The following is a 22790-nucleotide window of genomic DNA, read 5'->3' on the forward strand; positions in this document are numbered from 1 at the left end:
TCTGCAGGGAGGAGGGCAAGTGTCGCTCGGTAATCAGGTGCAAGAATCAAACTTGTAGGGCCTGGTGCATCAGCAGCTTTTCCACCCGGTCGCTCAGCACGATCTCAAGGTGCAAAGTGGCCCGGGTCATGCCCACAAAAAGCATGCGGCGGTGCAGGTCGGTCCATGTCTCTTCATCGATTTCGGTCAGCACGATGGCTGGTGCTGACTGGCCCTTGAAGCGGCGCAATGTCTCCAGACGCAGGTCACCCTCGGTGTAGATCGGGCGCTGATGCTGGTCGTATTGACCAGTGAACCGTGTCACCTTCCACTTGCCTAGCTGGTCCGATTTCAGCAGTTGAGAGCGCTCCAGTCCGCGCCAGGTCAGGACGGCGATCTGGTTGATCGAGAAGCCTTTGTCGAGGCAGGATTGGATGGCATCGGCAGTCCTGGTGTTCATCGCGTCCGGTGAATCGAACTTCCAAGCCCGAAACTCAGGCAGTTCACCTTCCTGTGGAGAGCGCGCAGTAATGGGAGGCTGAACCAGTTGCAGGTGGTTGATGACGTCTACCAGGCGCCTGGGGCTCCGGTGGTTGTCGCGGCAGGTCACCACCACCGCGTCGGAAATGTCCAGTTCGGCTCGGTCGAGGTATAGGCATTGGTCGGGGTCATCGAGAAGATAGAGGCCTTCGGGGCCTTGGCCTTGTGTGCCACTGTTTTCTGGGGACTCCAGCGCGCGAACCCGTCGGACCAGGATTTGAAGCCAGTCTTCCGTGAAATCCTGCAACTCGTCGACGATCAGCAGGTCCAGATCAGCCGTCGCTGATTCCATGTGATCCCGATACTGGTCGATGGCACGCTGCAGATCGGCGGCCGAGACCTCTGATCTCCTGTCTTCAGTTGAGGAAGTGGAGCGATGCTCTGAACTGTGTTGCCAGCTCAGCTGGTGAAACGTCAGTACCTCGCAGCGCGCGGGAGCAATGTCACGCATGTGGTCCGCCAGTGGGCGGTTGAAGCAGACATATGCTGCTCGCTTCCCGTGGACGACGGCTTGCTGCAGCAGGCCAAGTGCCAGCTGGGTTTTACCGGAGCCAGCCGTTCCTTGGATCCGAACGATGTGACTCGGCGCCTGGATGCGCGGCACCCACAGAGTCAGACCTTCAGAAAGAAACCGTGTCCAGCTTTGCAGATTGCCTGCCAGCGTGGTCACTTCAACCTTGCACCGCAGACGGTTGATGAGGAACGCATGAACCCGCTCCCTCACTGCATTGGGTTGTCCGGATCCCAAGCGGCTGAGGATCACGCCGCCCAGGGCTTGGCAATCGGTGCTGTCGAGAAGCCTTTCGCGAGGAAAGCCGATGGTGCCTGCTTCGCTCGATACGGTGGCGTCGGGCAGCACCAAAAAATGCATCAGCCTCACACCAAGACCGGCTGCGCGCAACCGTTGCTGGATGCCTTGAAATTGCCACTGCACCTGCTTGCCCACGTTGCGCTGATTGCCACCGTAGTCCTTGAACATTCCTTGGTCCAAGAACTTCAGCGATCCCGCCTTGACCTCCAGCAACGCCAGATCACCGCTCTGGTTGAGAACGATGATGTCGATCTCCCCATGGCCATCTCCTGCGGGACGTGCCTGGGACCAGTCCACGCTGTGAAAAAGTTCAAAGGTGTCGGGTAGCTCCATCGCCAGCTTCTCCAGCACACCAATCTCGGTGTACTGACCTGGGCTCATGGCTTTGATGGTGTGTAGCGGCGGCGTTACTTTGGCCATGGAATGCTGATTCGTTTGAGTAGGTATCAAGGGTAGCCAATGCGGTGCAGGCGGCGAAGGAGATGGCGAGCATTCGGCTGACTCTTGTAGTCACGTGTGCTGTGCGCTGAGCGAGATTTTCTGAAGCACCAGGACAACTTGAGCGAGGAGCTTGCAAGGACCTCGTGTCACCGCCCTTGCATCTGCTCAGAACGTGAAGCCCTCCCGAGCCTTGAAGAGCTGCGCTGGTCGTTGTGGACCACGCTCGTACTCGTCCAGCTCCACCAAGTCCGGGGAGCCTTTGAGCCGACGCCGGAACACGCTCTTGTCCAGTGCACGGCCGAGGATGGCCTCACAGACCTTCTGCAGTTGGGTCAGGGTGAACTTTTCGGGCAACAGGTGCAGCGGCAGCACGTCGCCTTCCACCCGCGAGCGCAGAGCCCGCAATGCGGCCTGCAGCTGTTCCTCATGGTCGAAGGCCAGACGATGACGGGTACTGGTGGGACTGACCCACTGGACAGCTTCGACCTTGTTGCGTACGAGTGCATTGATCTTGTCCTTGGGCAGCAAGGCGTAGAACAGAGTGGCAATGGACCAGCCTCGGGGATCACGGGTAGGACCACTGAAGGTGGATACCTCGGCCACATGCTGTAGATCCACGCTCACCTTGTGGGCCAGTACACGTCGAGCGGCGGCCATCAGCGAGTCGTCCAGGTGTGGCTTGAGGACGCCACTGGGCAGTGCCCAGTGGCGGGCATACGGATCTTCGGCCCGTTTGACCAGCAGCACCTTCAAGCCGTCATCGTCCACACAGAACAGGGCCACGTCCACACCGACCAGAGGAAAAAGCTCTCGCACGACGACCATAGTTGCAGAGTGTCAATATGTTGTTATGATATTTGCATTGTGCCACTAAGGGTTGACGACATGGCGTATGACATCGTGGGAGATATTCATGGGCAGGCGGACAAGCTGGAGGCACTGCTCGAGACCATGGGCTACCAGCGCAAGGCAGGTGCTTACCGCCATCCGTCGAGAACGGCCATCTTTGTGGGCGACTTCATTGACCGAGGCCCGCGACAAGTGGACAGCTGTCGCCTGGTCCGCGAGATGGTGGACGCTGGCAGTGCGCAGGCGGTGATGGGCAACCACGAGTTCAACGCGGTGGCGTGGTTCATGCAGGATCCGGAAGGCGAAAGCGCAGAGCACTATCTGCGGCCGCGCCACGGCGAGAAGGGAAATAAGAACCGCCACCAGCACCAGGCCTTCCTGGCCGAAGTGGAGGGCACTCCCATGCATCAGGAGCTGATCGACTGGTTTCTGACCTTGCCCCTTTGGCTGGAGCTGCCTGAACTACGAGTGGTGCACGCCTGCTGGCACGACGGGCTGATGTCCTCGCTGGCGCCACTGCTGGGGCCAGGTCGCACCTTGACGCCGGAATTGATAGTCAGGGCGAGTCGTCAGGGTGACCCAGTGTTCGAGGCTGTGGAAACCCTGACCAAGGGCATCGAAGTGCCACTGCCCGATGGGCACTTCTTCCACGACAAGGACGGGCACGAGAGGCGCAACGTCCGCATCCGTTGGTGGGAAGAGGGCAGCGACACCTACCGTGATCTGGCGATCATGCCGGAGCCTGAGCGACAGAACTTACCGGACCTGCCGCTGAGCGCGAAGGCCAAGCCTGTCTACGACAAAAGCAAGCCTGTGTTCTACGGACACTACTGGATGCAGGGAGACCCGGTGTTGCAGGGCAGTCACTTTGCATGCGTGGACTACAGCGCTGGCAAGGGTGGGCCGCTGGTGGCTTACAGGTGGGATGGAGAGGAGAAGCTAGATCCACGCCGATTCGTAGGGACGGCCTAGGCAAGAACACGGCGCTGTTGCAGACGCTCCTTTCCTGCTGTTAATCTGTTGATAGCGCTGCACTTGTCACTGCAGTGCGCTTGGAAATATGTGCATCCGCATGCGGCCAGAAAAGCGTCGATCTACACGGGTCCGCCGAAAACCGACATTGAGGGCGAGCAGTCGGCACCATTCGGAAGTGAGTTCATCGGCTCGTGCCGAAGCTGGTTGTGTTCAGTCCTTTCACAGACAGATGGAGCATATGAAAGACGTTACCTCGCCTCACTTCAACAAAGGCACGCTGCCTCTAGCATTTGTTTTCAGTGTTCCTGGCGCCGTGGAGCTGAGAGAGAAAAAACCTGTGGCCGGCGATACAGGCATGAACCTCACCCTTGCACTCAGATTTCTGGTGTCGAAAGAACCCAACCTGTTCACTTCCTCGGATAGGTATGGGTATCGAATCTCCAATGCGTTTGACGAACCGATGGCCGCAAGCCTGAAGAGCGGTGCATCGGAGGCAAAGGCGTCTCAGATTCTCGAACCGGGGAATGTGAAGCGCGTAGTCGAAGAGCTGCAGGGCTGCGGCCTTGTGGTGTTGTGTGGCCGCAAGGCGCAACTTCTCACCAAGGAAATCGAACGTGCTGGCATGACAGTTGTGCATGCTTGGCATACCGGCAATCGGGCCCTCATTGCCAAGTACCAAGGGGAAGACGTAGCAAGAGCTTCTACAGCACTTGCACGCCAAGAACTGCGTGCTCAAGAGTGGGCCAAAGATTTGCTGGTGGCCATCCGCGCAGTGCGTGCAGCCTGACCCTTTGTATTTCGGCTCCCTCGTTCTGCAGCGACTTCGGAGGCATCACTGATCGTAAGTCGGTCAGAAGATGAAGTCCTCTGCTCGATATTTGTGCACCTTGCTCTGATCCCAGAAACGGCGCGGGTCCGGCCCATCCGTTCACGAGATATCCACAGGCTTCTCCAGCCCCGGTGGGGACAAGCCTCAGGTCGCTTGTTCGAATCTGGATGTCTATGCGCTGCAAGCGCTCAGATCTGAAGGCCTGCCTGCTATGACCGGGGCGGGGCACCGGACTGGAGCAAGGCGCTGTGCTGGCCAACAGGCCGCGGTCCGGTTGGGACAGGTTTACATCGGATCGTTCAAATATGCGCGCTTATCAGGATTGGGCGCTCTGATCTGATCCCTCGCTCGTTGGCAGAAAACCAACAGCCGCCTCTTGCAGGGTGTCGTGACAGTCGAATCGAGGCAGTTCCATCACTGAGGACCTGCCATGAAAAACTCCCTTTTCCCTTCCCATGAACGCGCGCTCAAGCGCCTGGGCTCCAACATCTCACTGGCCCGACGGCGGCGCCACTGGAGCCAGGTGGTTATGGCCGAGCAGATCGGTGCCTCGGTCAGTACTGTGCGGCGTCTGGAGGCGGGCGATGCGGGTGTGGCCATCCAGCACCTGCTCGGCGTGCTGTCCGCTCTTGGATCGCTTGACCAGTTCAATGCCCTGCTCGACACCGCGCAGGACCCAGTTGGCCTGCTGATGCAGGACGCCGCACTGCCCGAACGCATCCGGGCCCGCCCATCGGTCGAGGCCACCGAATGAGCACCACAGCCCTGATGCCACCACCGAGCGCTTACGGCCCGCGCAGGGACGAGATCTTCGACATCACCTTGGGGAAGTCCGGGCAGCCTCTGGGCGTGCTGCACAGAGGTGGCGCCGAAAATCTGAACACGGCGATGAGTGGAAACTCGGTCCATTGATAGGCCCCGGAGAGCGGGGCCGCAAGGAACCCAGAGCATGAGCAGAAGACCACGCCGCAACCACTCACCGGCGTTCAAGGCCAAGGTGGCGCTGGACGCCATCCGTGGCGAGAAGACGCTGGCCGAATTGGCCAAGCAGCACGACGTGCACCCCAACCAGATCACGGACTGGAAGAACCAGTTGCTGGAGCGGGCGGCCGGCGTGTTCGGCGCCGAGACGGCCGAGCCGCCCAAGACCGATTTGCGAGAGCTGCACGCCAAGATCGGCCAGCAGGCGCTGGAGATCGATTTTTTAGCCAGCGCGCTCGGCAAGGCCGGACTGCTGAGCGTAAAGAGATGATCCAGCCGGACCACGAACTGAGCATCAAGCGCCAGGCCGAGCTGCTGAGCATCGCGCGCGGCAGCGCGTACTACGTGCCCCGCCCCGTGTCGGCCGCTGATCAGGCGCTGATGCGGCGCATCGACGCGCTGCACCTGGAGCACCCGTTCGCGGGCGCGCGGATGCTGCGCGACCTGCTGCGTCGAGAGGGCTTGGAAGTCGGCCGCAAGCATGTGAGCACGCTGATGGCCAAGATGGGCATTGAAGCGCTGTACAGAAAGCCCAACACGAGCAAGAAGCACCCGGGCCATGCGGTGTACCCGTACCTGCTGCGGGGCTTGAAGATCGAGCGGGCCAACCAGGTCTGGGCGATGGACATCACCTACATCCCGATGGCACGAGGCTGGGTCTACCTGGCGGCCGTGGTGGACTGGGCCAGCCGGCGCGTGCTCGCGCACCGGGTCTCGATCAGCATGGACACGGCGTTCTGCCTGGAAGCGCTGGAAGACGCGTTTGCGCGGCACGGCAAGCCCGAGGTCTTCAACACGGACCAGGGCAGTCAGTTCACCAGCCTGGCGTTCACGGACGCGCTCAAGAAGCGCGGCGTAGCCATCAGCATGGACGGGCGCGGCGCTTGGCGAGACAACGTCTTCGTGGAGCGGCTGTGGCGCACGATCAAGTACGAGGAGGTGTACCTGCGTGCCTACGGCTCGGTCAGCGATGCCCGGCAGCGGCTGGGGCGCTTCATCGAGTTCTACAACACGCGCCGCCCGCACTCCGCGCTCGGCGCCAAGACCCCGGATGAGTTCTACTTCGCGACGCTGCCGGCGATTCAACAGGCAGCTTGACGGACCAGATTCCACTTATCGAGCCTGATTCCGTGTTCAAACGGATGGGGCCACCTCTGTTCAGCCCAGGTCAAGGCCAAGGGCAAAGCACGCGAGCAGGCCAAAGACAAGGGAAAGACGGTGGTTCAAACACCAGCATCGGAGCCATTCTGAAAGGCCCGGCCGCCAGCAAGCCGCTGCGGGCTACGCCCTTCGCGGCTTGCTGGCGGCAATCCACATTCGAGCGAGAAGGAGACTCAAGAAGCAGCGTTGATCGTATAGTTATCCACAACCGGACATCAAAAACCCGGTTCAGGCCCCTGGTCAAAATTCAATCGGCACACCGGGGGTGCAGCACAATTCTTGGACTGGTTTCAGTTGATTAAGCCCAGACTTTCGCGGTACTCGATGGGGCTGAGGGAGCCCAGAGACATCTTGATCTGTTTTTCGTTGTACCAGAGGATGTACTCGTGCACCGCACGGATGAACACCTCAATGGTGGTCGACTTCCAATCCCGCGGGTAGAACATCTCATTCTTCAGACGCCCAAAGAAGCCTTCGCAGGCCGCGTTGTCCGGTGAGCACCCCTTGCGCGACATCGACCGCGTCAGCTTCGCACTGTGCATCCGATCGAGCCAGCCCGGCCACCGGTAATGAGCACCACGGTCGGAGTGAATGATCGGCTTGCTGTCGCACGATTGCACCGTGTCAATGGCCGCATCGAGCATCGTGTTCACCAACTCAGAGTCCGGTCGGGTGCCAAGCGTCCAGCTCACCACCATGCCATCGAAGCAGTCGATCACAGGCGAGAGGTAAACCTTTCCCGCCGGTATCTGGAACTCTGTAATGTCGGTGAGCCACTTCTCATTCGGTGCCGCCGCCTGGAAGTCACGATTGAGCAGGTTGTCTGGAGCAGGGCTGATCTCTCCGAGGTAGGACCCGTATCGACGCTTCTTGCGCGCGGGAACAATCAAGCCCTCCTGCTTCATCAGACGCTGCACGACTTTTTCAGACAGGTACAAGCGGCGTCTGCCCAGCGCCGCCCGCATGCGCCGGTAGCCATAGCTGCGGTGGTTGCTCTGAAACACATCGGCAGCTGCAACGCGGGCGTCAGCATATTTGTCAGGCCTTCGCTGGCGGGCGCAGTGGTAGAAGTAGGAACTGCGAGCAAGGCCAAGTTCGCCAAGTAGCTCTGCGAGCGAGTAGATGGGCTTGAGGGCGTCAACCAGCAGAGTCTTCTCCCGATTGCTCAGGAGCTGAGGGTTGACGCCCAGGCCTTTTTTTAGCAATTCATTGGCCTTCTTCAAGATGTCATGTTCGAGCTGAAGGCGGTGAATACTCTGTTGAAGCGACTCGACCTGACGCTGCAGTTCGGCAGCATCTGGCACTGGCGGTGAGTTGTTTTGACGCTTCATGGATGGGAGCACCTCGCGGCCGAGCAACTGATTCTTCCAGTTGTACAGCGTAGGCCGACACACCGCCAGCTTCTGGGCAACTTCTTGTGCGCTGGTCTTTCGGGTGCAAAGCTCAATCACCGCTGCGCTCTTAAGCGCGTCGGAGTGCAGGGTGTTCGGTGCCCGGCCCACCATTCGGTGGCGAACTTCGGGGTGCAGCTCGTCAATCCACTCGGCCAGTAGTTCCCGACCGGGATATCCCAATGCCCGCATGGTCGAGGCAATGCACCGATCGTGATCAAGGTAGTGCTTCACCGCCGCATGCTTCTGCTGATCGGAATACTTCTGTCCCGATCGCGAATACCCGACTCGCAGATCCTGGCTCCGCTCGTACTCCCGGTACCAGCCAATGAGGGAATTCTTGGTCGGATAGCCCAACTGACGGATGGTGGCCCCAAGGCGCTTGCCAAGATTGATGTAGAGCTTGACGGCTCGGATGCGGTCTTCGTAGGAATACATGAACTACCTCCAGGTAGTCCAAGTTTTTAGCCGCACCCCCACCTGGTCAATTTTGAATCGGCGCCAACAATCAGGGAATTCATCGACCGGCGCTTGACGCCGGCACGCAAGACCTGTGAATGGGCGGCCCGGCGGCAAGATGCGCTGTCGCAGCGCGTTTCCAGGATGAGCAACCTGCTGCGCACCCGTGTCGAGATCGAACAGCAACAAGGCATCCAGGCCTTGCTGGCATCGATGAACCGCCGTCAGGACTTGCAGCTGAAACTGCAGTCCACCGTCGAGGGGCTGTCGGTGGCTGCCATCACCTATTACATCGTCGGTCTTGTGAGCTACCTGGCCAAGGGTGTCCAGCATCTTGGGTGGCCGTTGTCTGCTGAATCCACTGCCGCGTTGGTCATTCCAGTGGTCGCTGGCGGCGTCTGGTGGTCACTGCGACGGATGCACCACGGCATGTTCGGCCATTAGATGGTTCTATTCGGCTTAGGTAGTACGAGTCGGACGGGTTCTTCGTGACCTAGCAAACTCTTTTGGTAACAGATTGCCTGGTTGTTGTGCTGCGGGTGTAGGACTGTGTACTGGTGCGTTTTATTCTGCTGGTTAGTTCGCTAGGTGTTTGATCCCAAGTTTTGATGGTGCTTTTTTTCCTTGAATGGAAGGAAGCACTATGGGCCAGATTCTTCACGGTTGCGGTCATACGGCTACGATTCCAGAAGCCCCCGACCGTTGTGGACCTCCGCCTGCGCGCTGCGCTTGCCTTGTTTACGGCTACACGCATGGTGGGCTGCTGCGACGGCATGCGCTGCGTCATGCCGGTTCCGGTATCGGGTCCAAACCATGTAGTCAGTTTGCTTCAAGCGCACATTCGATGAACGATGTGCTGTGTGCACTTCGACTCGTCTGTTCCGACGATTGGCTACCACGAGAGTGAAATCTACAGTCTGACGAACTCAACATTCGCCTGTAGATCCATGAAACTCGATTCTTCGCTTTCCGCCGTCGTCACGGGGGGGGCTTCTGGCCTCGGTGCTGCCACAGTTCGTATGCTGGTCTCGCACGGCGTCAAAGTGGCCATCTTTGACTTCAACGCCGAGCAGGGTGAAGCAATGGCAAAAGAGGTCGGTGGTGTGTTCTGCCAAGTGGACGTCACCAAGGAAGAGCAGGTGGACGCGGCTTTTGCAAAGGCACGAGCTGCCAATGGCCAGGAGCGCATTCTGGTGAACTGTGCGGGCATTGGTCCGGCTTACAAGACGGCGGGGAGGGACCGCAAGACGGGCGCCATCACCCACTTCCCGATCGATAAATTTGCGCAGACGATCCAGGTGAACTTGATTGGGTCGTTTCGCTGCGCTGCGAAATCGGCCGCTGGCATGTTGACACTGGACACACTTCAGGATGAGTTTGTTTCCGGTGAGCGTGGCGTGATCGTCAACACGGCCTCGGTGGCCGCCCAGGACGGGCAGATCGGACAAGCCGCCTACAGCGCGTCCAAGGGAGGTATTTTGGGTATGACCTTGCCCATGGCGCGTGATCTGATGGGCGATGGGATTCGGGTCAACACCATCATGCCGGGCATCTTTGAAACGCCGTTGCTGTTGGCGCTCCCCACCAACGTCCTCGAAGCTCTGGGGCAGTCGGTTCCTTTCCCCAAACGGCTGGGCAAACCTGCTGAATACGCAGCGATGGTCAGCACCATCGTGACGAACAGCTACCTCAACGGCGAAAGCATTCGTCTGGACGGTGCCATTCGCATGGCGCCCCGTTAAAACACCTGGAGAACTTCATGGCTGAAGCCTATATCGTTGCTGCAAAGCGAACCGCCGCTGGTCGTCGCAATGGGCGTCTGTCCGGCTGGCACCCTGTCGACTTGGCTGCCTTCATCATTGACGCGCTGTTGGACGAAACGGGCATCGACCCCGCCGCAGTCGAGGACGTGTTGATGGGCTGCGTCAGCCAGGCAGGCGAGCAGTCCACCAACGTGGCACGCAACGCCGTCCTCGCATCTAAGCTCCCAGAATCGGTGCCCGCGACATCGCTGGATCGGCAATGTGGATCGTCGCAGCAGGCGCTGCACTTTGCCGCCCAGGCCGTGATGTCGGGCACGGCTGATTGCGTGATCGCGGCTGGTGTCGAGAGCATGTCGCGTGTTCCCATGTTCACGCCCAGCGAACTGCCGCGCAAAGCCGGGCTGGGTGTGTACACCAGCCCCGGCATGGAGCGCCGATACCCCGGGGTGGAATTCAGCCAATTCGTAGGCGCGGAAATGATCGCTGCCAAGTATGGACTCACCAAAGAACAATTGGACCGGTATGCGCTGGAGAGCCATCAGCGTGCGATTGTGGCGACGCGTGAAGGCCGGTTCCAGGCAGAGATTGTTCCCGTGGCGGCCAAGCGTTCCGATGGGGGCGGCACTGATGAGCTGCACACCGTGGACGAAGGGATCCGGTTCGACGTGTCAATCGAGTCCATTGCAGGCGTCAAGCTGCTGAAAGAGGGCGGTGTGATCACCGCGGCCAATGCGAGCCAGATTGCCGACGGCGCGACTGGGGTGATGGTGGTCAGTGAGCGTGCCCTGAAGACCTTCGGCCTCAAGCCTCTGGCTCGGGTACATCACCTGTCGGTATTGGGTCATGACCCGGTGATCATGCTGGAAGCGCCGATTCCGGCCACGCAGGCTGCCCTGCGCAAGGCGGGCATGCGCATCGAAGACATCGATGCTTATGAAGTCAACGAGGCGTTCGCGCCGGTTCCCCTGGCGTGGCTGCAGGCACTGGGAGCCGATCCCGCCAAACTGAACGTGAACGGTGGCGCCATTGCGCTGGGGCACCCGCTGGGCGCCTCGGGCACCAAGCTGATGACCACCATGATCAACGTCCTCAAACAGCGTGGGGGTCGTTACGGTCTGCAGACCATGTGCGAGGGTGGTGGCATGGCCAACGTCACCATCATCGAGAGGCTTTGACCACGGCCACGCCGCCTCAAGAGCGCGTGCAGCAAGGATGACGATGCAGAACGAAAACACAAGAGACGACGTGCTGCTGCGAGTGGAGAACGTATCGGTGCGCTTCGGTGGCATCGTGGCCCTCGACGGTGTTTCATTTGATGTGCGGCGTGGTGAGGTACGAGGGCTGATCGGCCCGAACGGTGCGGGCAAGAGCACACTGTTCAACTGCCTTTCACGCCTGTACCAGTGCGACAACGGCGCGATCCATCTGGGGGACACAGTGCTGTCGCAGCAACCCCGGCACCGTATCGCAGCGCTTGGGGTGGGGCGGACTTTTCAGAATCTGGCGCTCTTCCGCACGATGACAGTTCGAGAGAATGTCCTGGTCGGCACACATGCACACCATCATGTCGGATTTCTTAAAGATGCCCTCGGTTTTCCTGGTGCAGGTCGTGCAGCGCGTGAGGCGCGTGAAAAGGCCGAGCACGCGATCGACTTCATGGGGTTGGCACCATTTGCGGACAAGGTGGTCGCTGACTTGCCCTTTGGCACCCAGAAACGCGTGGAACTGGCCCGTGCATTGGCCACGGAGCCGTCGTTGCTACTGCTTGATGAGCCTGCTTGTGGACTGAATCACGAGGAACTGGTCGGTCTGGGTGATCTGATCCTGGACATTCAACAACGGCTGCAGATGACTGTGCTGCTGGTAGAGCACCACATGAGCCTGGTGATGCGCGTGTGCCAGCGGATTGTGGCGCTGAACTTTGGCCGCAAGATCGCCGACGGGACCCCTGAGGAGGTGCGCAATCACCCTGATGTGATTCGTGCCTACCTCGGTGATGAGGGAGCATCGACATGACAAAAGTTCTTCAAGTGCGCGGGCTCGTGGCCTCTTATGGCAGCACCAGGGTGTTGCAGGGCATTGACCTCGATGTGGAGCAAGGGCAGGTCACTGCGCTGCTGGGCGCCAACGGTGCTGGCAAGACCACCACGCTGAGGGCCCTGTGCCGATTTCAGGTCCGCACACAGGGCAGCGTGACATTCCGCGGCGAACGCATCGACAACCGTTCCACCGAGCAGATCGCTGCGCTGGGCGTCGGGCATGTGCCAGATGGTCGAGGCACCTTCCTTGGGCTGACGACGGAGGAGAACCTGCGACTGGGTGGACATGCCCGTCGAGATCGGGCCGCCACCGAACGGGATCTGGAGCGGATGTACGAGTACTTTCCGCGCTTAAAGGAGCGTCGGTCTCAGCAGGCTGGAACTCTGTCCGGTGGCGAACAACAGATGCTGGCGATTGCCAGGGCCTTGATGGCTAAACCGGCGCTCTTGTTGCTGGACGAACCGTCTTTTGGACTGGCCCCGCTGATCGTGAAGGACATCTTCGCGATCATGCGGCGTGTTCGCAGCGAAGAGAAGGTGTCGATCCTGCTGGTTGAGCAGAACGCCCGCATTGCGCTGGAGCTGGCTGACACGGCCTACCTGCTGGAGACGGGGCAGGTGGTCAAGCACGGTACCAGCGCCGACATGAAAAACGACGACGCTGTTCGGCGCGCCTACCTGGGGGAATGACGTGGAGACCTTTCTTCAACAGCTGACAGCAGGTCTTTCCACGGGAGGGATCTACGCCTGCCTGGCGCTGGCCCTGGTGATGATCTACCAGGCCACTCATCACGTGAATTTCGCGCAGGGCGAGATGGCGATGTTCTCGACATTCGTGGCCTGGGCGCTGATTCAAGCGGGGGTACCGTACTGGGTGGCCTTTGCCCTGACGGTGGTCGGTTCCTTTGTGGTTGGCGCACTGCTGGAGTTCGCCGTGATACGCCCCTTGCACCGAGCGCCAGAACTCAACGTTGTGGTGGTTTTCATCGGCCTGCTGGTGATCTTTCACAGTGTGGCGGGGTGGCTGTTTGGCACGCAGATCAAGGAGTTCCCGAGCCCGTTCCCCAAAGACGCTTGGTTCGGAACGCCCTTGATGTCTGCGCACCAGGTAGGAACGATCTTCGTTGCACTGGCTCTGGTTGCCGCCCTGTTCACCTTCTTCCGCTACACGACGCTCGGGCTGACGATGCGAGCGGCTGCTCAGAACCCAGGCTCATCGCGGCTGCTGGGCATTCATGTGGGGCGCATGCTCATGCTGGGCTGGGGCCTGGCCGGCGCGATCGGCGCCGTGGCCGGGATGATGGTCGCGCCGGTGGTGTTCCTGGATCCCAGCATGATGACAGGGGTCCTCATTTACGCCTTTGCCGGTGCCCTGATCGGTGGCATCGACAACCCGGTGGGTGCCATCGTCGGGGGCTTTCTGGTGGGTGTCTTGGAGAACCTGATCGGCACCTACATCGTCGGCACAGAGCTCAAGCTGTCGGTGGCGCTGGTCCTGATCGTTCTGGTCCTGATCGTGCGCCCGGCCGGCTTGCTGGGCCGCCGTATCGTGCAGCGTGTTTGAGGGCGTGGCCATGTTGAATTCATCCACGATCCCATCCGAAACGCCTTCTGGAACAACCATGCTTTTCAAACGTCTGTTGGTGATCACCTTGCTGGTCGTTGTCGCTGCGGGGCTGGTTTCCTACGCCAAGGGCTACGTTCTGTTCCAGGCCTCCATGCTTCTGGCATACGTGATTGCCCTGGTCGGTCTGAATCTGCTGACCGGCTACAACGGGCAAATCTCACTGGGCCATGGCGCGTTCTTTGCCATTGGCGCCTACACGGTGGGCATCCTGATGGACAAGGCCGATGTGTCTTACGTACTCGCCGTGCCCGCTGCCGGTGTGGTGAGCCTGGTCTTTGGCTACGCTTTTGGCCGTCCGGCCCTGAAGCTGCAGGGGCTGTATCTGGCGTTGGCAACGTTCACGCTCGGCGTGGTCACTCCACAGTTGCTCAAGTACAAGCATCTGGAGCCGCTCACAGGCGGTGTTGGCGGCATCGTTCTGATCAAGCCTGACGCCCCCTTCGGGCTTCCTCTGAATGCGGATCAATGGCTCTTCGTATACGCCCTGGTGGTCACCGGCGTGATGATCTGGCTGGCACGCAACCTTATCGAAAGCGGCAGCGGGCGGGCACTGCGGGCCATTCGTGATCACGAAATGGCGGCCGAATCCATGGGGGTGGATAACCGCCACTACAAGTCGATGGCGTTTGGCGTGTCGGCCGCATTCACTGGAGTTGGTGGAGGCCTTTCGGCCCTGGCTGTCCAGTTTGTGTCTCCCGACTCTTTCACCATGTTCCTTTCCATCTCGCTGCTGGTTGGAATGGTCGTCGGCGGAGTGGGCACGCTGTGGGGCGCCTTTTTCGGGGCAGCGTTCATCATGTTCGTGCCGTCGGTGGCCGAATCGATTTCGAAGGATGCCGCTTGGGGCGTCTATGGGGTGGTCCTGATCCTGTTCATGTTCGTCCTGCCCGGCGGGGTCATGGGACTGCTCGCCCGGTTGCGCCGTGGGACTCCCGTCACTGGGTAGAAGACGTCTGGGATCGATGCGCCTGTGGCCGAAAGAGAAAGGGCGCGGACAACTTGTGTTGTTCGCGCCCTTTCTCTTGGGTTTTTCAGATTGTCTCAATCGCCATGGCTGTTGCTTCTCCACCTCCGATGCACAGGGCCGCCACACCTCGACGCAGCCGCCGCTTGCGCAGTGCGCCCAGTAGCGTCATGAGGATGCGTGCTCCAGAGGCACCGATCGGATGACCCAGCGCACAGGCGCCACCGTGCACATTGACGATCCCGTGGTCCAGCTTGAAGTCCTCCATGGCCGCCATGGTGACCGCCGCAAAAGCCTCATTGACTTCCCAGAGATCGACGGTTTCCTTTTTCCAGCCGGCATTGCCAAGCGCTTTCTCTATCGCACCTGCGGGCGCGGTCGCAAACCAGGCTGGCGCCTGTGCATGCACAGCGTGGCTGACGATCCTTGCGATGGGCGTGCAGCCCATTTGGCGGGCAGTGCTTTCTCGCATCAGGACGAGCGCGGCGGTGCCGTCAGAAATGCTGGAAGCATTGGCGGCGGTGATGGTGCCGTCAGAAATGCTGGAAGCATTGGCGGCGGTGATGGTGCCGTCCTTGCGATAGGCGGGTTTGAGGCTCGGGATCTTGTCGAGCTTGGCTTATCGAGGTTGTTCGTCCTGGTTCACCACGATGTCTCCACCACGTCCCGAAACGATGACCGGGGCGATTTCCCAGTCGAAGCCCCCGTCCTCGCCCGCTGACAGCGCTCGGTGGGTGCTGGTCACCGCAAAGGCGTCCTGAGCTTCATGCGTGAAGCCGTACTTTTCAACGCACTGTTCGGCGAAAACTCCCATGGCTTTGCCGCGCTCGTAGGCGTCCTCCAGCCCATCCATGGCCATGTGGTCCACCATCTGAGATGCGCCGTAGCGAACACCCTTGCGTGCAAAGACGAGGTGCGGTGCATTGGTCATGCTCTCCATGCCGCCGGCAACCATGACATTGGCAGAGCCGGACATCAGCATGTCATGTGCGAGCATGACTGCGCGCATTCCGCTGCCGCACATTTTGGAGAGCGTCATGGCGCCTGCAGACTGTGGCAACCCTGCCGCGAGCGCTGCCTGCCGGACAGGCGCCTGTCCCTGTCCCGCCATCAGGCAGTTTCCCATCAGCACTTCGTTGATAGCCTCGCCCGGCAGACCTGCGCGTTCCACAGCGGATCGGACGGCGACGGCGCCCAGTTCCCAAGCAGCCATGGACGAAAGGTCCCCGAGCAGGCTGCCCATGGGGGTTCGAGAAACGGAAGCAATGACGATGGGGTCGGACATGTTGGGTTCCCGTGTGGTGGATGATTCAGTGACCAGATTGGGTGGGGCTTTTTTGCCAGCGAGCAAGGGCTTGATCAATCGTGCTGAGATAAGGGGCACGGGGCGGCGTTTCCCCGCTGCGAGAGAAGCGAGGGGCAGGGGAGGGCTGCAACACACCCTCGATCTGGGTGAACGTGCCACGCGCCTGGTTATGGGCGTGCGCTGGTGCCTCGTCCCAATCAAGAACAGGGGCAAAGCACGCGTCTGTGCCTTCCAGCAGTTCGCACCAGTGGGATCGGGGATGGCGAACGAAGACCTCCGCCAGGAGGGCCCTCAGGCGTGGCCAGCGATCCGGATTCATCTGGTCGCTGAACGCCTCGGGATCGAGCGCACAACGTTCCACCAGCAGCGCATAGAACTGAGGCTCGATGGATCCAATGGCAATGTGCCTCCCATCGGCGCATGTAAAGCAGCCGTAGAAGTGCGCACCACCATCGAGCAGGTTTTCGCCTCGCCCCCTGGTCCACTGTCCTTCTGCTCGGAGTCCGTGGATGAAAGCGCTGAGCAAGGCCGCTCCGTCGGTCATGGCAGCATCCACCACTTGGCCTTTGCCTGAGCGCGACACCTCGTGCAGGGCGGCCAGCAGACCGACAGCGAGCAACATGCCGCCCCCCCCGAAGTCACCCACCAGATTCATGGGCGCGACAGGCGGTTTGTCCGGCGTACCGATCGCGTTCAACACGCCGGTCAGCGCGATGTAGTTGATGTCGTGACCGGCCGCCTGTGCGAGCGGTCCGTGTTGGCCCCATCCCGTCATCCGCCCATAGACGAGGCGCGGTTGTGCGGACAACAGTGCATCCGGACCAAGCCCTAGACGCTCCATCACGCCAGGCCTAAATCCCTCGATGAGGATGTCCGATTCGCTCACCAGGGCGCGGGCTGCGTCTCGTCCTGATTCGCTGCGCAGGTCCAGCTGGACCGTCGCGCGGCTTCTGATGGTGACGTCTTCCGGGCGAACAGGACTGTCAGGACGGGCTATGCGGACCACGTCTGCACCCAGATCGGCCAGGACCATTGCACAGAACGGTGCAGGGCCGATGCCCGCAAATTCCACCACTCTGATGCCTTTGAGAGGGCCTTGCATGGAAATCTCCGGTTGGTTCGGTTTCACAGGCTGCGCGAGATCACTTCTTTCATGATTTCGCTGGTACCGCCATAGATGCGTTGCACACGGGCATCGGCATAAAGCCGTGCGACCAGGTATTCATTCATGTAGCCGTAGCCACCAAAGAGCTGCACGCACGCATCGATGACGCGTCCTTGTGTTTCCGAGGCCCAGAGTTTGGCCATCGACGCGCTGGCGGTGTCCAGCGTGCCTTGCAGCAAACCTTCCACACAGCGGTCGACGAATGCCCTGCCGACCTGGATCTCGGTCGCGAGTTCAGCCAGACGGTGCCGTACGGTCTGAAAGTCGGCCAGCGTGCGACCAAAGGCCGCGCGTTCGCGAACGTGTTGCAGTGCTGCTTCAAAGGCACCTTCCATCGCGGCAACGGCCATGACGGCGATGATCAATCGTTCGTAGGGCAGGTCGGCCATGAGCTGACGCATGCCATGCCCCTCGCGACCACCCAGCAGCTCGTCCGGCGTCACACGGACGTCGTCAAAGAACAGTTCGGACGTGTCCTGTGCTTTCAACCCGACTTTGTCCAGCAGGCGGCCGACGCGATATCCCTGTCGCTCCCTTGTCTCCAACGCGAATATCGACAGGCTGGGGCTGTCCGCCTCGGTGTCTGTTTTTGCCACCACCAGCACCAGACCGGCAAGGTAGCCGTTCGAAATGAACGTCTTTGACCCGTTGAGTGTCCAGCCATCGTCTGAGCGGCTGGCCCGTGTGCGGATGCCGCGCAGGTCCGATCCGGCGCCAGGTTCGGTCATGGCGATCGCTCCTACCAGCTCGCCGCTGATCAGTCGTGGGAGCCAGCGGCGTCGTTGCTCATCGGTACCGTGGTTGAGGATGTAGTGGGCCACGATGGTGTGCACGGACGTGTTCATTCCCGACAGTGCGCGACGAGCCATCTCCTCGTAGAACACGGCTTCGTGGCGGAAATCGCCACCGATGCCGCCCCAAGCTTCGGGGATGTCAGTGCACAGAAGGCCGAGTTCGCCGGCCGCCCGCCAGAGTGCGTGACCGACATGCCCCTGCTGCCGCGCGGCTTCGTCGCCCGGCACCACATGCTCGTCGATGAAGCGAACGACCGTGTCCCGGTAGGACTCGATGTCCGGGGCGCTCCAGGATCGTGTGAAATGGATGGCCATGGGCTAGGTTCCTTGAAAGCTGAACGGTCACAAGTGTTGAACCTTGTCCGTTCTCTGTCTTCGTCCGATCCGACGACTGATGAAAAACCGTCGGGAAAGACGATGCCGGCATGACAGCGCGTCGTCATGATCTGCCCACGAACCATTGGAGGTGATCTTGTATCCAGGTACCCACGCCCTTCTGACGCCAAACAAGCCGGCGATCGTCATGCAGGCCACCGGCCAGCAGGTGACCTACGCCCAACTGGAAGACCGCTCTCTGCGATTGGCCAACTGGCTGCGAGCCATGGGTCTGCAACGCGGTGACGTGGTCGCTCTCATCTCGGACAACGACCACCGGGTTTTCGACGTCTACTGGGCTGCCCAGCGGGCGGGCCTATACATCACGGCCGTGAATTACCGTTTGCGACCGGATGAATTGCGTTACATCCTGGAGAACTCCGGCTCCAAGGCGCTGTTTGTTGGTTCTTGCCCCGACGAAGCGGCCGCGGGATGGACCGACCTGCCTCAGCTGATCCATCGTGTCAGCTTCGACGGAAGCCATGCCGGATTCCTGAAGCTGGAAGATGTGATCGCTGGCGCGTCGAGCGAGCGCCCGGCCATCGAGCCTCGTGGCGGCGACATGCTCTTCTCTTCCGGCACCACCGGGCGACCCAAAGGCGTCCGGCAGGCACTGCCCAATCGTGCTGTCTCTGATCCCGGTGACACCATGGTCGCGATGTTTGGTGGTGTTTTCGGCTTCACATCCGAAACGGTTTACCTGTCACCGGCGCCGCTGTATCACGCGGCACCGCTACGCACTTGCGCGACGGTTCATGCCCTGGGAGGCACAACCATCCTCATGGACAAATTCGACCCCGAGGTGGCTCTGCAGTCGATTGAGCACTGGAAGGTCAACGCTGCCCAGTGGGTGCCGACCATGTTTGTGCGCATGCTGAAGCTGCCAGAAGACGTCCGTCAACAGTACGACGTCTCCAGCCTGAAAATCGCAATCCACGCGGCAGCTCCCTGTCCGGTCGAGGTCAAGCGCGCCATGATGGATTGGTGGGGGCCCATCTTGCACGAGTATTACTCCTGTACAGAACTCAACGGCATGACCGTGGTAGGACCGGACGAGTGGTTGCGCAAACCGGGTTCGGTGGGCAGACCGGTGCTGGGCAAAGTACACATCTGTGATGACGAAGGCGTCGAATTGCCCGCCGGACGTGATGGCCTGGTGTACTTCGAGCGTGACGTGCTTCCTTTCGAATACCACGGTGATCCCGAGAAAACGCGTTCGACGCAGCATCCGCAGCATCCCAGTTGGACGGCAGTAGGAGACATCGGTCATGTGGATGCCGACGGGTATCTGTATCTGACCGATCGCAGCGCTTTCATGATCATCTCGGGCGGGGTCAACATCTACCCGCAGGAGGTCGAGAACGCACTCACCCTGCATCCGGCTATCGCCGATGTGGCTGTCATTGGCGTTCCAGATGCCGAGATGGGTGAACAGGTGAAAGCGGTGGTGACGCTGGCACCTGGGCAGGACCCGAGCAACGACCTTGCACAGGCCATCATCGAGTTTGCCAAGGCGCGTGTGGCCTCTTACAAAGCGCCTAAAAGCGTGGACTTTGTCCCGGCTCTACCCCGCACGCCGACGGGAAAGATGCTAAAGGGTGAGGTCCGAAAAACCTACTGGCCAGCGAAGGCTTGAAAGGGTCTGAACGCAAAGTCTCAGCGGATCAGACCCAGACGTCTCGCCACCGCGACGGCCTGGGTGCGGCTGCGGCAATCCAACTTGGCGTTGATGTTGCGCAGATGGGTGCGCACAGTGCTGTCCGAGACAAACAGCTTCTCGGCCATGGCTGCATTGGAGTAGCCCTCGGCCAGCAGCTGCAACACCCGGATCTCTTTGACGGTCAGTTCTTCGCGCGGGTGTCCTTCAGGTTGAAAATCCTGTGCCACCTCTTCGGTGGCGAGTGGGCCCAACGCTTCCAGCAAGCCTTGGGAGTAGGAGACCAGCACCGGGTCGGTAGGGGACGTACGGTCGGCGAGTTCGGAGAAGACCCTGCGCAGCAATGGCGCGAGTGCTGCGCCTTCATCGAGCAGGATCCGCACGAAGCCTTCACGGCTGGCATCTCGCAAGGTCACGTTGAGTTCGGCCGTGGCTCGCCCGACATCTCCTGTGCGGTAGAACGCCATTGCGAGCAGGACCCTCAGCTTGGTCACCCGGTAGCGCCGACTGGCGGACATGCCGCGGCGCCATTCCGGGTCGATGCGCCCGATCACATCGGCCGCATCGCCGAAATGCAAATCAAAGCGCAGTCGGGCGATGAAGTGATCCTCCAGTTCGTGGGCCGACCGGGCCTGTCGCGCCACGGCTTCCCAGACCACGGGGTCGTCGGCACTGAGCAATTCGTCGCGGGAAGCGGGTTCATTGCCTTGCATCAGGAAAAGCCATGAACGCTCCAACCGCGCGCTCGCCACGACCCGGGGCAGGTGACGATCGTGCGCCAGCGTTTCCAGCTCGCCCAGGGTCTGGAAGGCGGCATCCACGTTGCCGCGCCAGAAGTGAATGCGTGACCGCAGGCGGTGGCTGGTGATCAGGTGGTCGGGCAGGCCGACATTGCGTGCCATCGGAAGATAGACGTTCAATAGGCGTTCAGCGGCATCCAGATCGTTGCTTTCGTACACCGCCTCGGCCAGGAAGATGCCAGCCCAAGCATTGCCGCTGTCGTGGCGATAGATGTCCGGTCTGGCGTTCGATGCCACCGCTACGCGGAACCTGGCCAACGCTTCCCGGAACCGACCTTCCCGCAAGTCGAGAACCCCTTCGATGGTCTCGGTGTACATGCGGTTGAACGCACTGTCGGATTGCGATTGCCGTGCGTCGCGCAGAAAGTTCTGGGCATCGCGGCGATCTCCGACCACCGACACGATGTGGGCCATGGCATTGAACAAGGCGCTGTCGGCGAAGGTCTGCCCCGTTGGAAGGTTGGACAGGCCCGCCTCCCCAGCATGCTGCGCATCGTCATAGCGGTCCATCATGGCCAGCAGGACGGGGCGCTGGGCCTGCAAATGGGCTCTTACGACGGGGTCTTCACTGGACGAAACGCCAGATCGGTCCAGCCACTCCATGGCCTTCCAGGGGCCTTGTGTGAAGCATCGGGCCCAGACTGCGATGGTGGCCAGTCGCACCTGGCGACCCAGCAGGCTTTCCGGGATGGCGCAGAACCAACGATCCAGCAAGCGCATGCGCCCCGCTTCAAGCAAGGCCGACGCATGGCGCTCCAGCAAGTCCAAAGCATGCGGCAGGTCACCGCCCTCTATCGCGTGATCGATGGCGGGAACGGGCCGGCCCTGCTCCTCATACCAGCCGGATGCCGCCAGGTGCAGACGCGCTGGCTGCTCGGGCTGTTCCCGGTCCAACTGCGCTTTTAGGAAATCCGCAAACAGGCTGTGGTAGCGGTAGTGGCCTTCTGCACCAGCGATCGCCGACAGGAACACATTGCTGCGTTCCAGATTTTTGAGCACCTCTGCACAGTTGATCTGGGGTAGCAAGGCCTGACAGACCGGAAGGCTGAGCTGACGCAGGACACTGGTTCGCAGAAGGAAGGTCCGCACATCGGGGGGCTGTTGTGCAAGCACTTCCTCTGACAGGTAGTCGGTCACGCCGCGATCGGATACCAGCAGCCTGGAGACGAGGCTCAGTCTTGCGCCGGGTCGCTGCAGAGCCAGCGACAGAAGCCACAGAGCGGCCGGCCAACCTTCCGTGCGAGCCACCACATCTTCAAGATCGCGGCTGGACAACTCGGCACCGCGTCGGCGCAGAAAGTCGTCCGTCTCCACAGCGGTAAACCGCAATGCATCCGCATCAATCTCCATCAACTGACCACGAGCCCGCAGGCGACCAAGTCCCAGTTCCGGCTGAACCCGCGTGCCAATCACCACCCGGCCCCCCCTTGGCAGCCGATCAATGATTTCTCGCACCAGGTCGACGACGCCTGCTTCCTGGATGAGCTCGAAGTCGTCCAGAAACAGCGCAAACGGACCTGTTTCGCTGGAGAGCGTGTCCATCACATCCGAATGGCCGTCTGGGTTTAAAGCCCCTGTTGCGGCCGTTATGGATGCGAGAAAACGGGGGATGTCGTTGTCCGCTCGGTCCAGCGTCAACCATGCGGTGACCATCTGCTGGCGCTCGTAGAGTTCGCGCAACTGCACCATGGCAGTGGTCTTGCCAAATCCGGCGGGGCCGCAAACCACCACCAGCCTTGGGGCTCCGGCCACATTGGCCAACTGTTCGATGCCGGTCCGGAAAATGCCGTCGGCCAGTCGGGCAACCGGGGTGAGCTTGGAGCCGAAGAACTCGGGAAGTGGGCGACGTTGACTGGCACTCATGGGGTTGAAATCTGATTGGAA

Annotated in this window: 18 protein-coding genes and 1 pseudogene; 12 read left to right on the forward strand and 7 right to left on the reverse strand. The window is 60.8% G+C overall.

Annotated elements, in window-relative coordinates:
- Nucleotides 1-46: 46 nt before the first annotated feature.
- Both BC358_RS20590 and BC358_RS20595 read right to left on the reverse strand, forming a co-directional pair.
- Nucleotides 47-1750 carry a nuclease-related domain-containing DEAD/DEAH box helicase gene (locus BC358_RS20590; protein WP_079367262.1) on the reverse strand — a complete coding sequence of 568 codons (1704 nt, stop codon included), beginning with the start codon at nt 1748-1750 and terminating at the stop codon, nt 47-49.
- Between the two features lie 186 nt (nt 1751-1936).
- A complete protein-coding gene (locus tag BC358_RS20595) occupies nt 1937-2596 on the reverse strand; it encodes an NUDIX domain-containing protein (protein ID WP_079367263.1) in 660 nt (219 codons plus the stop codon).
- Nucleotides 2597-2656: 60 nt separating this feature from the next.
- Between BC358_RS20595 and BC358_RS20600 the strand changes: the two genes are divergently transcribed.
- From BC358_RS20600 to BC358_RS20610, 4 genes are all read left to right on the forward strand, one after another.
- On the forward strand, nt 2657-3592 hold the full coding sequence (locus tag BC358_RS20600) for a metallophosphoesterase (RefSeq protein ID WP_079367264.1): 936 nt from the start codon (nt 2657-2659) through the stop codon (nt 3590-3592).
- A gap of 241 nt (nt 3593-3833) precedes the next feature.
- Nucleotides 3834-4382 carry a hypothetical protein gene (locus BC358_RS22020; RefSeq protein ID WP_143434390.1) on the forward strand — a complete coding sequence of 183 codons (549 nt, stop codon included), beginning with the start codon at nt 3834-3836 and terminating at the stop codon, nt 4380-4382.
- Nucleotides 4383-4854: 472 nt separating this feature from the next.
- Nucleotides 4855-5178, forward strand: a complete 324-nt coding sequence (locus tag BC358_RS20605; protein ID WP_079367265.1) for a helix-turn-helix domain-containing protein — start codon at nt 4855-4857, stop codon at nt 5176-5178.
- Between the two features lie 195 nt (nt 5179-5373).
- Nucleotides 5374-6503, forward strand: a protein-coding gene (locus BC358_RS20610) for an IS3 family transposase (protein WP_373270149.1) whose coding sequence is annotated in 2 segments (ribosomal slippage) — nt 5374-5632 and nt 5632-6503 — 1131 coding nt in all. Because the reading frame shifts where the segments join, the coding sequence is not laid out codon by codon here.
- A 353-nt stretch (nt 6504-6856) separates the two neighbouring features.
- On the opposite strand, the gene BC358_RS20615 is transcribed toward BC358_RS20610, so the two are convergent.
- On the reverse strand, nt 6857-8395 hold the full coding sequence (locus BC358_RS20615) for an IS3 family transposase (RefSeq protein WP_079367266.1): 1539 nt from the start codon (nt 8393-8395) through the stop codon (nt 6857-6859).
- Nucleotides 8396-8437: 42 nt separating this feature from the next.
- Here BC358_RS20615 and BC358_RS20620 point away from each other — a divergent pair, with 42 nt between their 5' ends.
- The 7 genes from BC358_RS20620 to BC358_RS20650 all read left to right on the forward strand — a co-directional run bounded on the left by BC358_RS20620 (nt 8438) and on the right by BC358_RS20650 (nt 14791).
- Entirely contained in the window at nt 8438-8860 is a 423-nt protein-coding gene (locus tag BC358_RS20620; RefSeq protein ID WP_373270150.1) for a DUF3422 family protein, read from the forward strand.
- Nucleotides 8861-9363: 503 nt separating this feature from the next.
- Nucleotides 9364-10158 carry an SDR family NAD(P)-dependent oxidoreductase gene (locus BC358_RS20625; RefSeq protein ID WP_079367298.1) on the forward strand — a complete coding sequence of 265 codons (795 nt, stop codon included), beginning with the start codon at nt 9364-9366 and terminating at the stop codon, nt 10156-10158.
- Between the two features lie 17 nt (nt 10159-10175).
- Nucleotides 10176-11354: an acetyl-CoA C-acetyltransferase gene (locus BC358_RS20630; protein ID WP_079367267.1), complete on the forward strand. Its 1179-nt coding sequence runs from the start codon at nt 10176-10178 to the stop codon at nt 11352-11354.
- A gap of 37 nt (nt 11355-11391) precedes the next feature.
- A complete protein-coding gene (locus tag BC358_RS20635; RefSeq protein WP_143434392.1) occupies nt 11392-12195 on the forward strand; it encodes an ABC transporter ATP-binding protein in 804 nt (267 codons plus the stop codon).
- Nucleotides 12192-12908, forward strand: coding sequence for an ABC transporter ATP-binding protein (locus BC358_RS20640; protein ID WP_079367268.1), 717 nt, complete (start codon nt 12192-12194; stop codon nt 12906-12908). The genes BC358_RS20635 and BC358_RS20640 overlap by 4 nt, the downstream gene beginning before the upstream one ends.
- 1 nt (nt 12909) lies before the next feature.
- Nucleotides 12910-13782, forward strand: a complete 873-nt coding sequence (locus tag BC358_RS20645; protein ID WP_079367269.1) for a branched-chain amino acid ABC transporter permease — start codon at nt 12910-12912, stop codon at nt 13780-13782.
- Nucleotides 13783-13840: 58 nt separating this feature from the next.
- Entirely contained in the window at nt 13841-14791 is a 951-nt protein-coding gene (locus BC358_RS20650) for a branched-chain amino acid ABC transporter permease (protein ID WP_256861597.1), read from the forward strand.
- A gap of 85 nt (nt 14792-14876) precedes the next feature.
- On the opposite strand, the pseudogene BC358_RS20655 reads toward BC358_RS20650, so the two are convergent.
- The 3 genes and pseudogenes from BC358_RS20655 to BC358_RS20665 all read right to left on the reverse strand — a co-directional run bounded on the left by BC358_RS20655 (nt 14877) and on the right by BC358_RS20665 (nt 18389).
- A pseudogene (locus BC358_RS20655) lies at nt 14877-16094 on the reverse strand (acetyl-CoA C-acetyltransferase).
- Between the two features lie 25 nt (nt 16095-16119).
- Complete coding sequence (locus BC358_RS20660; RefSeq protein WP_079367271.1) at nt 16120-17217, reverse strand: CaiB/BaiF CoA-transferase family protein; 1098 nt, start codon at nt 17215-17217, stop codon at nt 16120-16122.
- Between the two features lie 23 nt (nt 17218-17240).
- Complete coding sequence (locus tag BC358_RS20665; RefSeq protein ID WP_079367272.1) at nt 17241-18389, reverse strand: acyl-CoA dehydrogenase family protein; 1149 nt, start codon at nt 18387-18389, stop codon at nt 17241-17243.
- 151 nt (nt 18390-18540) lie between these two features.
- On the opposite strand from BC358_RS20665, the gene BC358_RS20670 reads away from it, so the two are divergent.
- A complete protein-coding gene (locus BC358_RS20670; protein WP_306292806.1) occupies nt 18541-20085 on the forward strand; it encodes an acyl-CoA synthetase in 1545 nt (514 codons plus the stop codon).
- Nucleotides 20086-20105: 20 nt separating this feature from the next.
- Here the strand turns inward: BC358_RS20670 and BC358_RS20675 are convergent, their stop codons facing one another.
- A complete protein-coding gene (locus BC358_RS20675) occupies nt 20106-22769 on the reverse strand; it encodes a LuxR C-terminal-related transcriptional regulator (protein ID WP_079367273.1) in 2664 nt (887 codons plus the stop codon).
- Nucleotides 22770-22790 lie beyond the last annotated feature (21 nt).

The organism is Hydrogenophaga sp. H7, from assembly GCF_002025745.1.
Lineage (GTDB): Bacteria > Pseudomonadota > Gammaproteobacteria > Burkholderiales > Burkholderiaceae_C > Hydrogenophaga > Hydrogenophaga pseudoflava.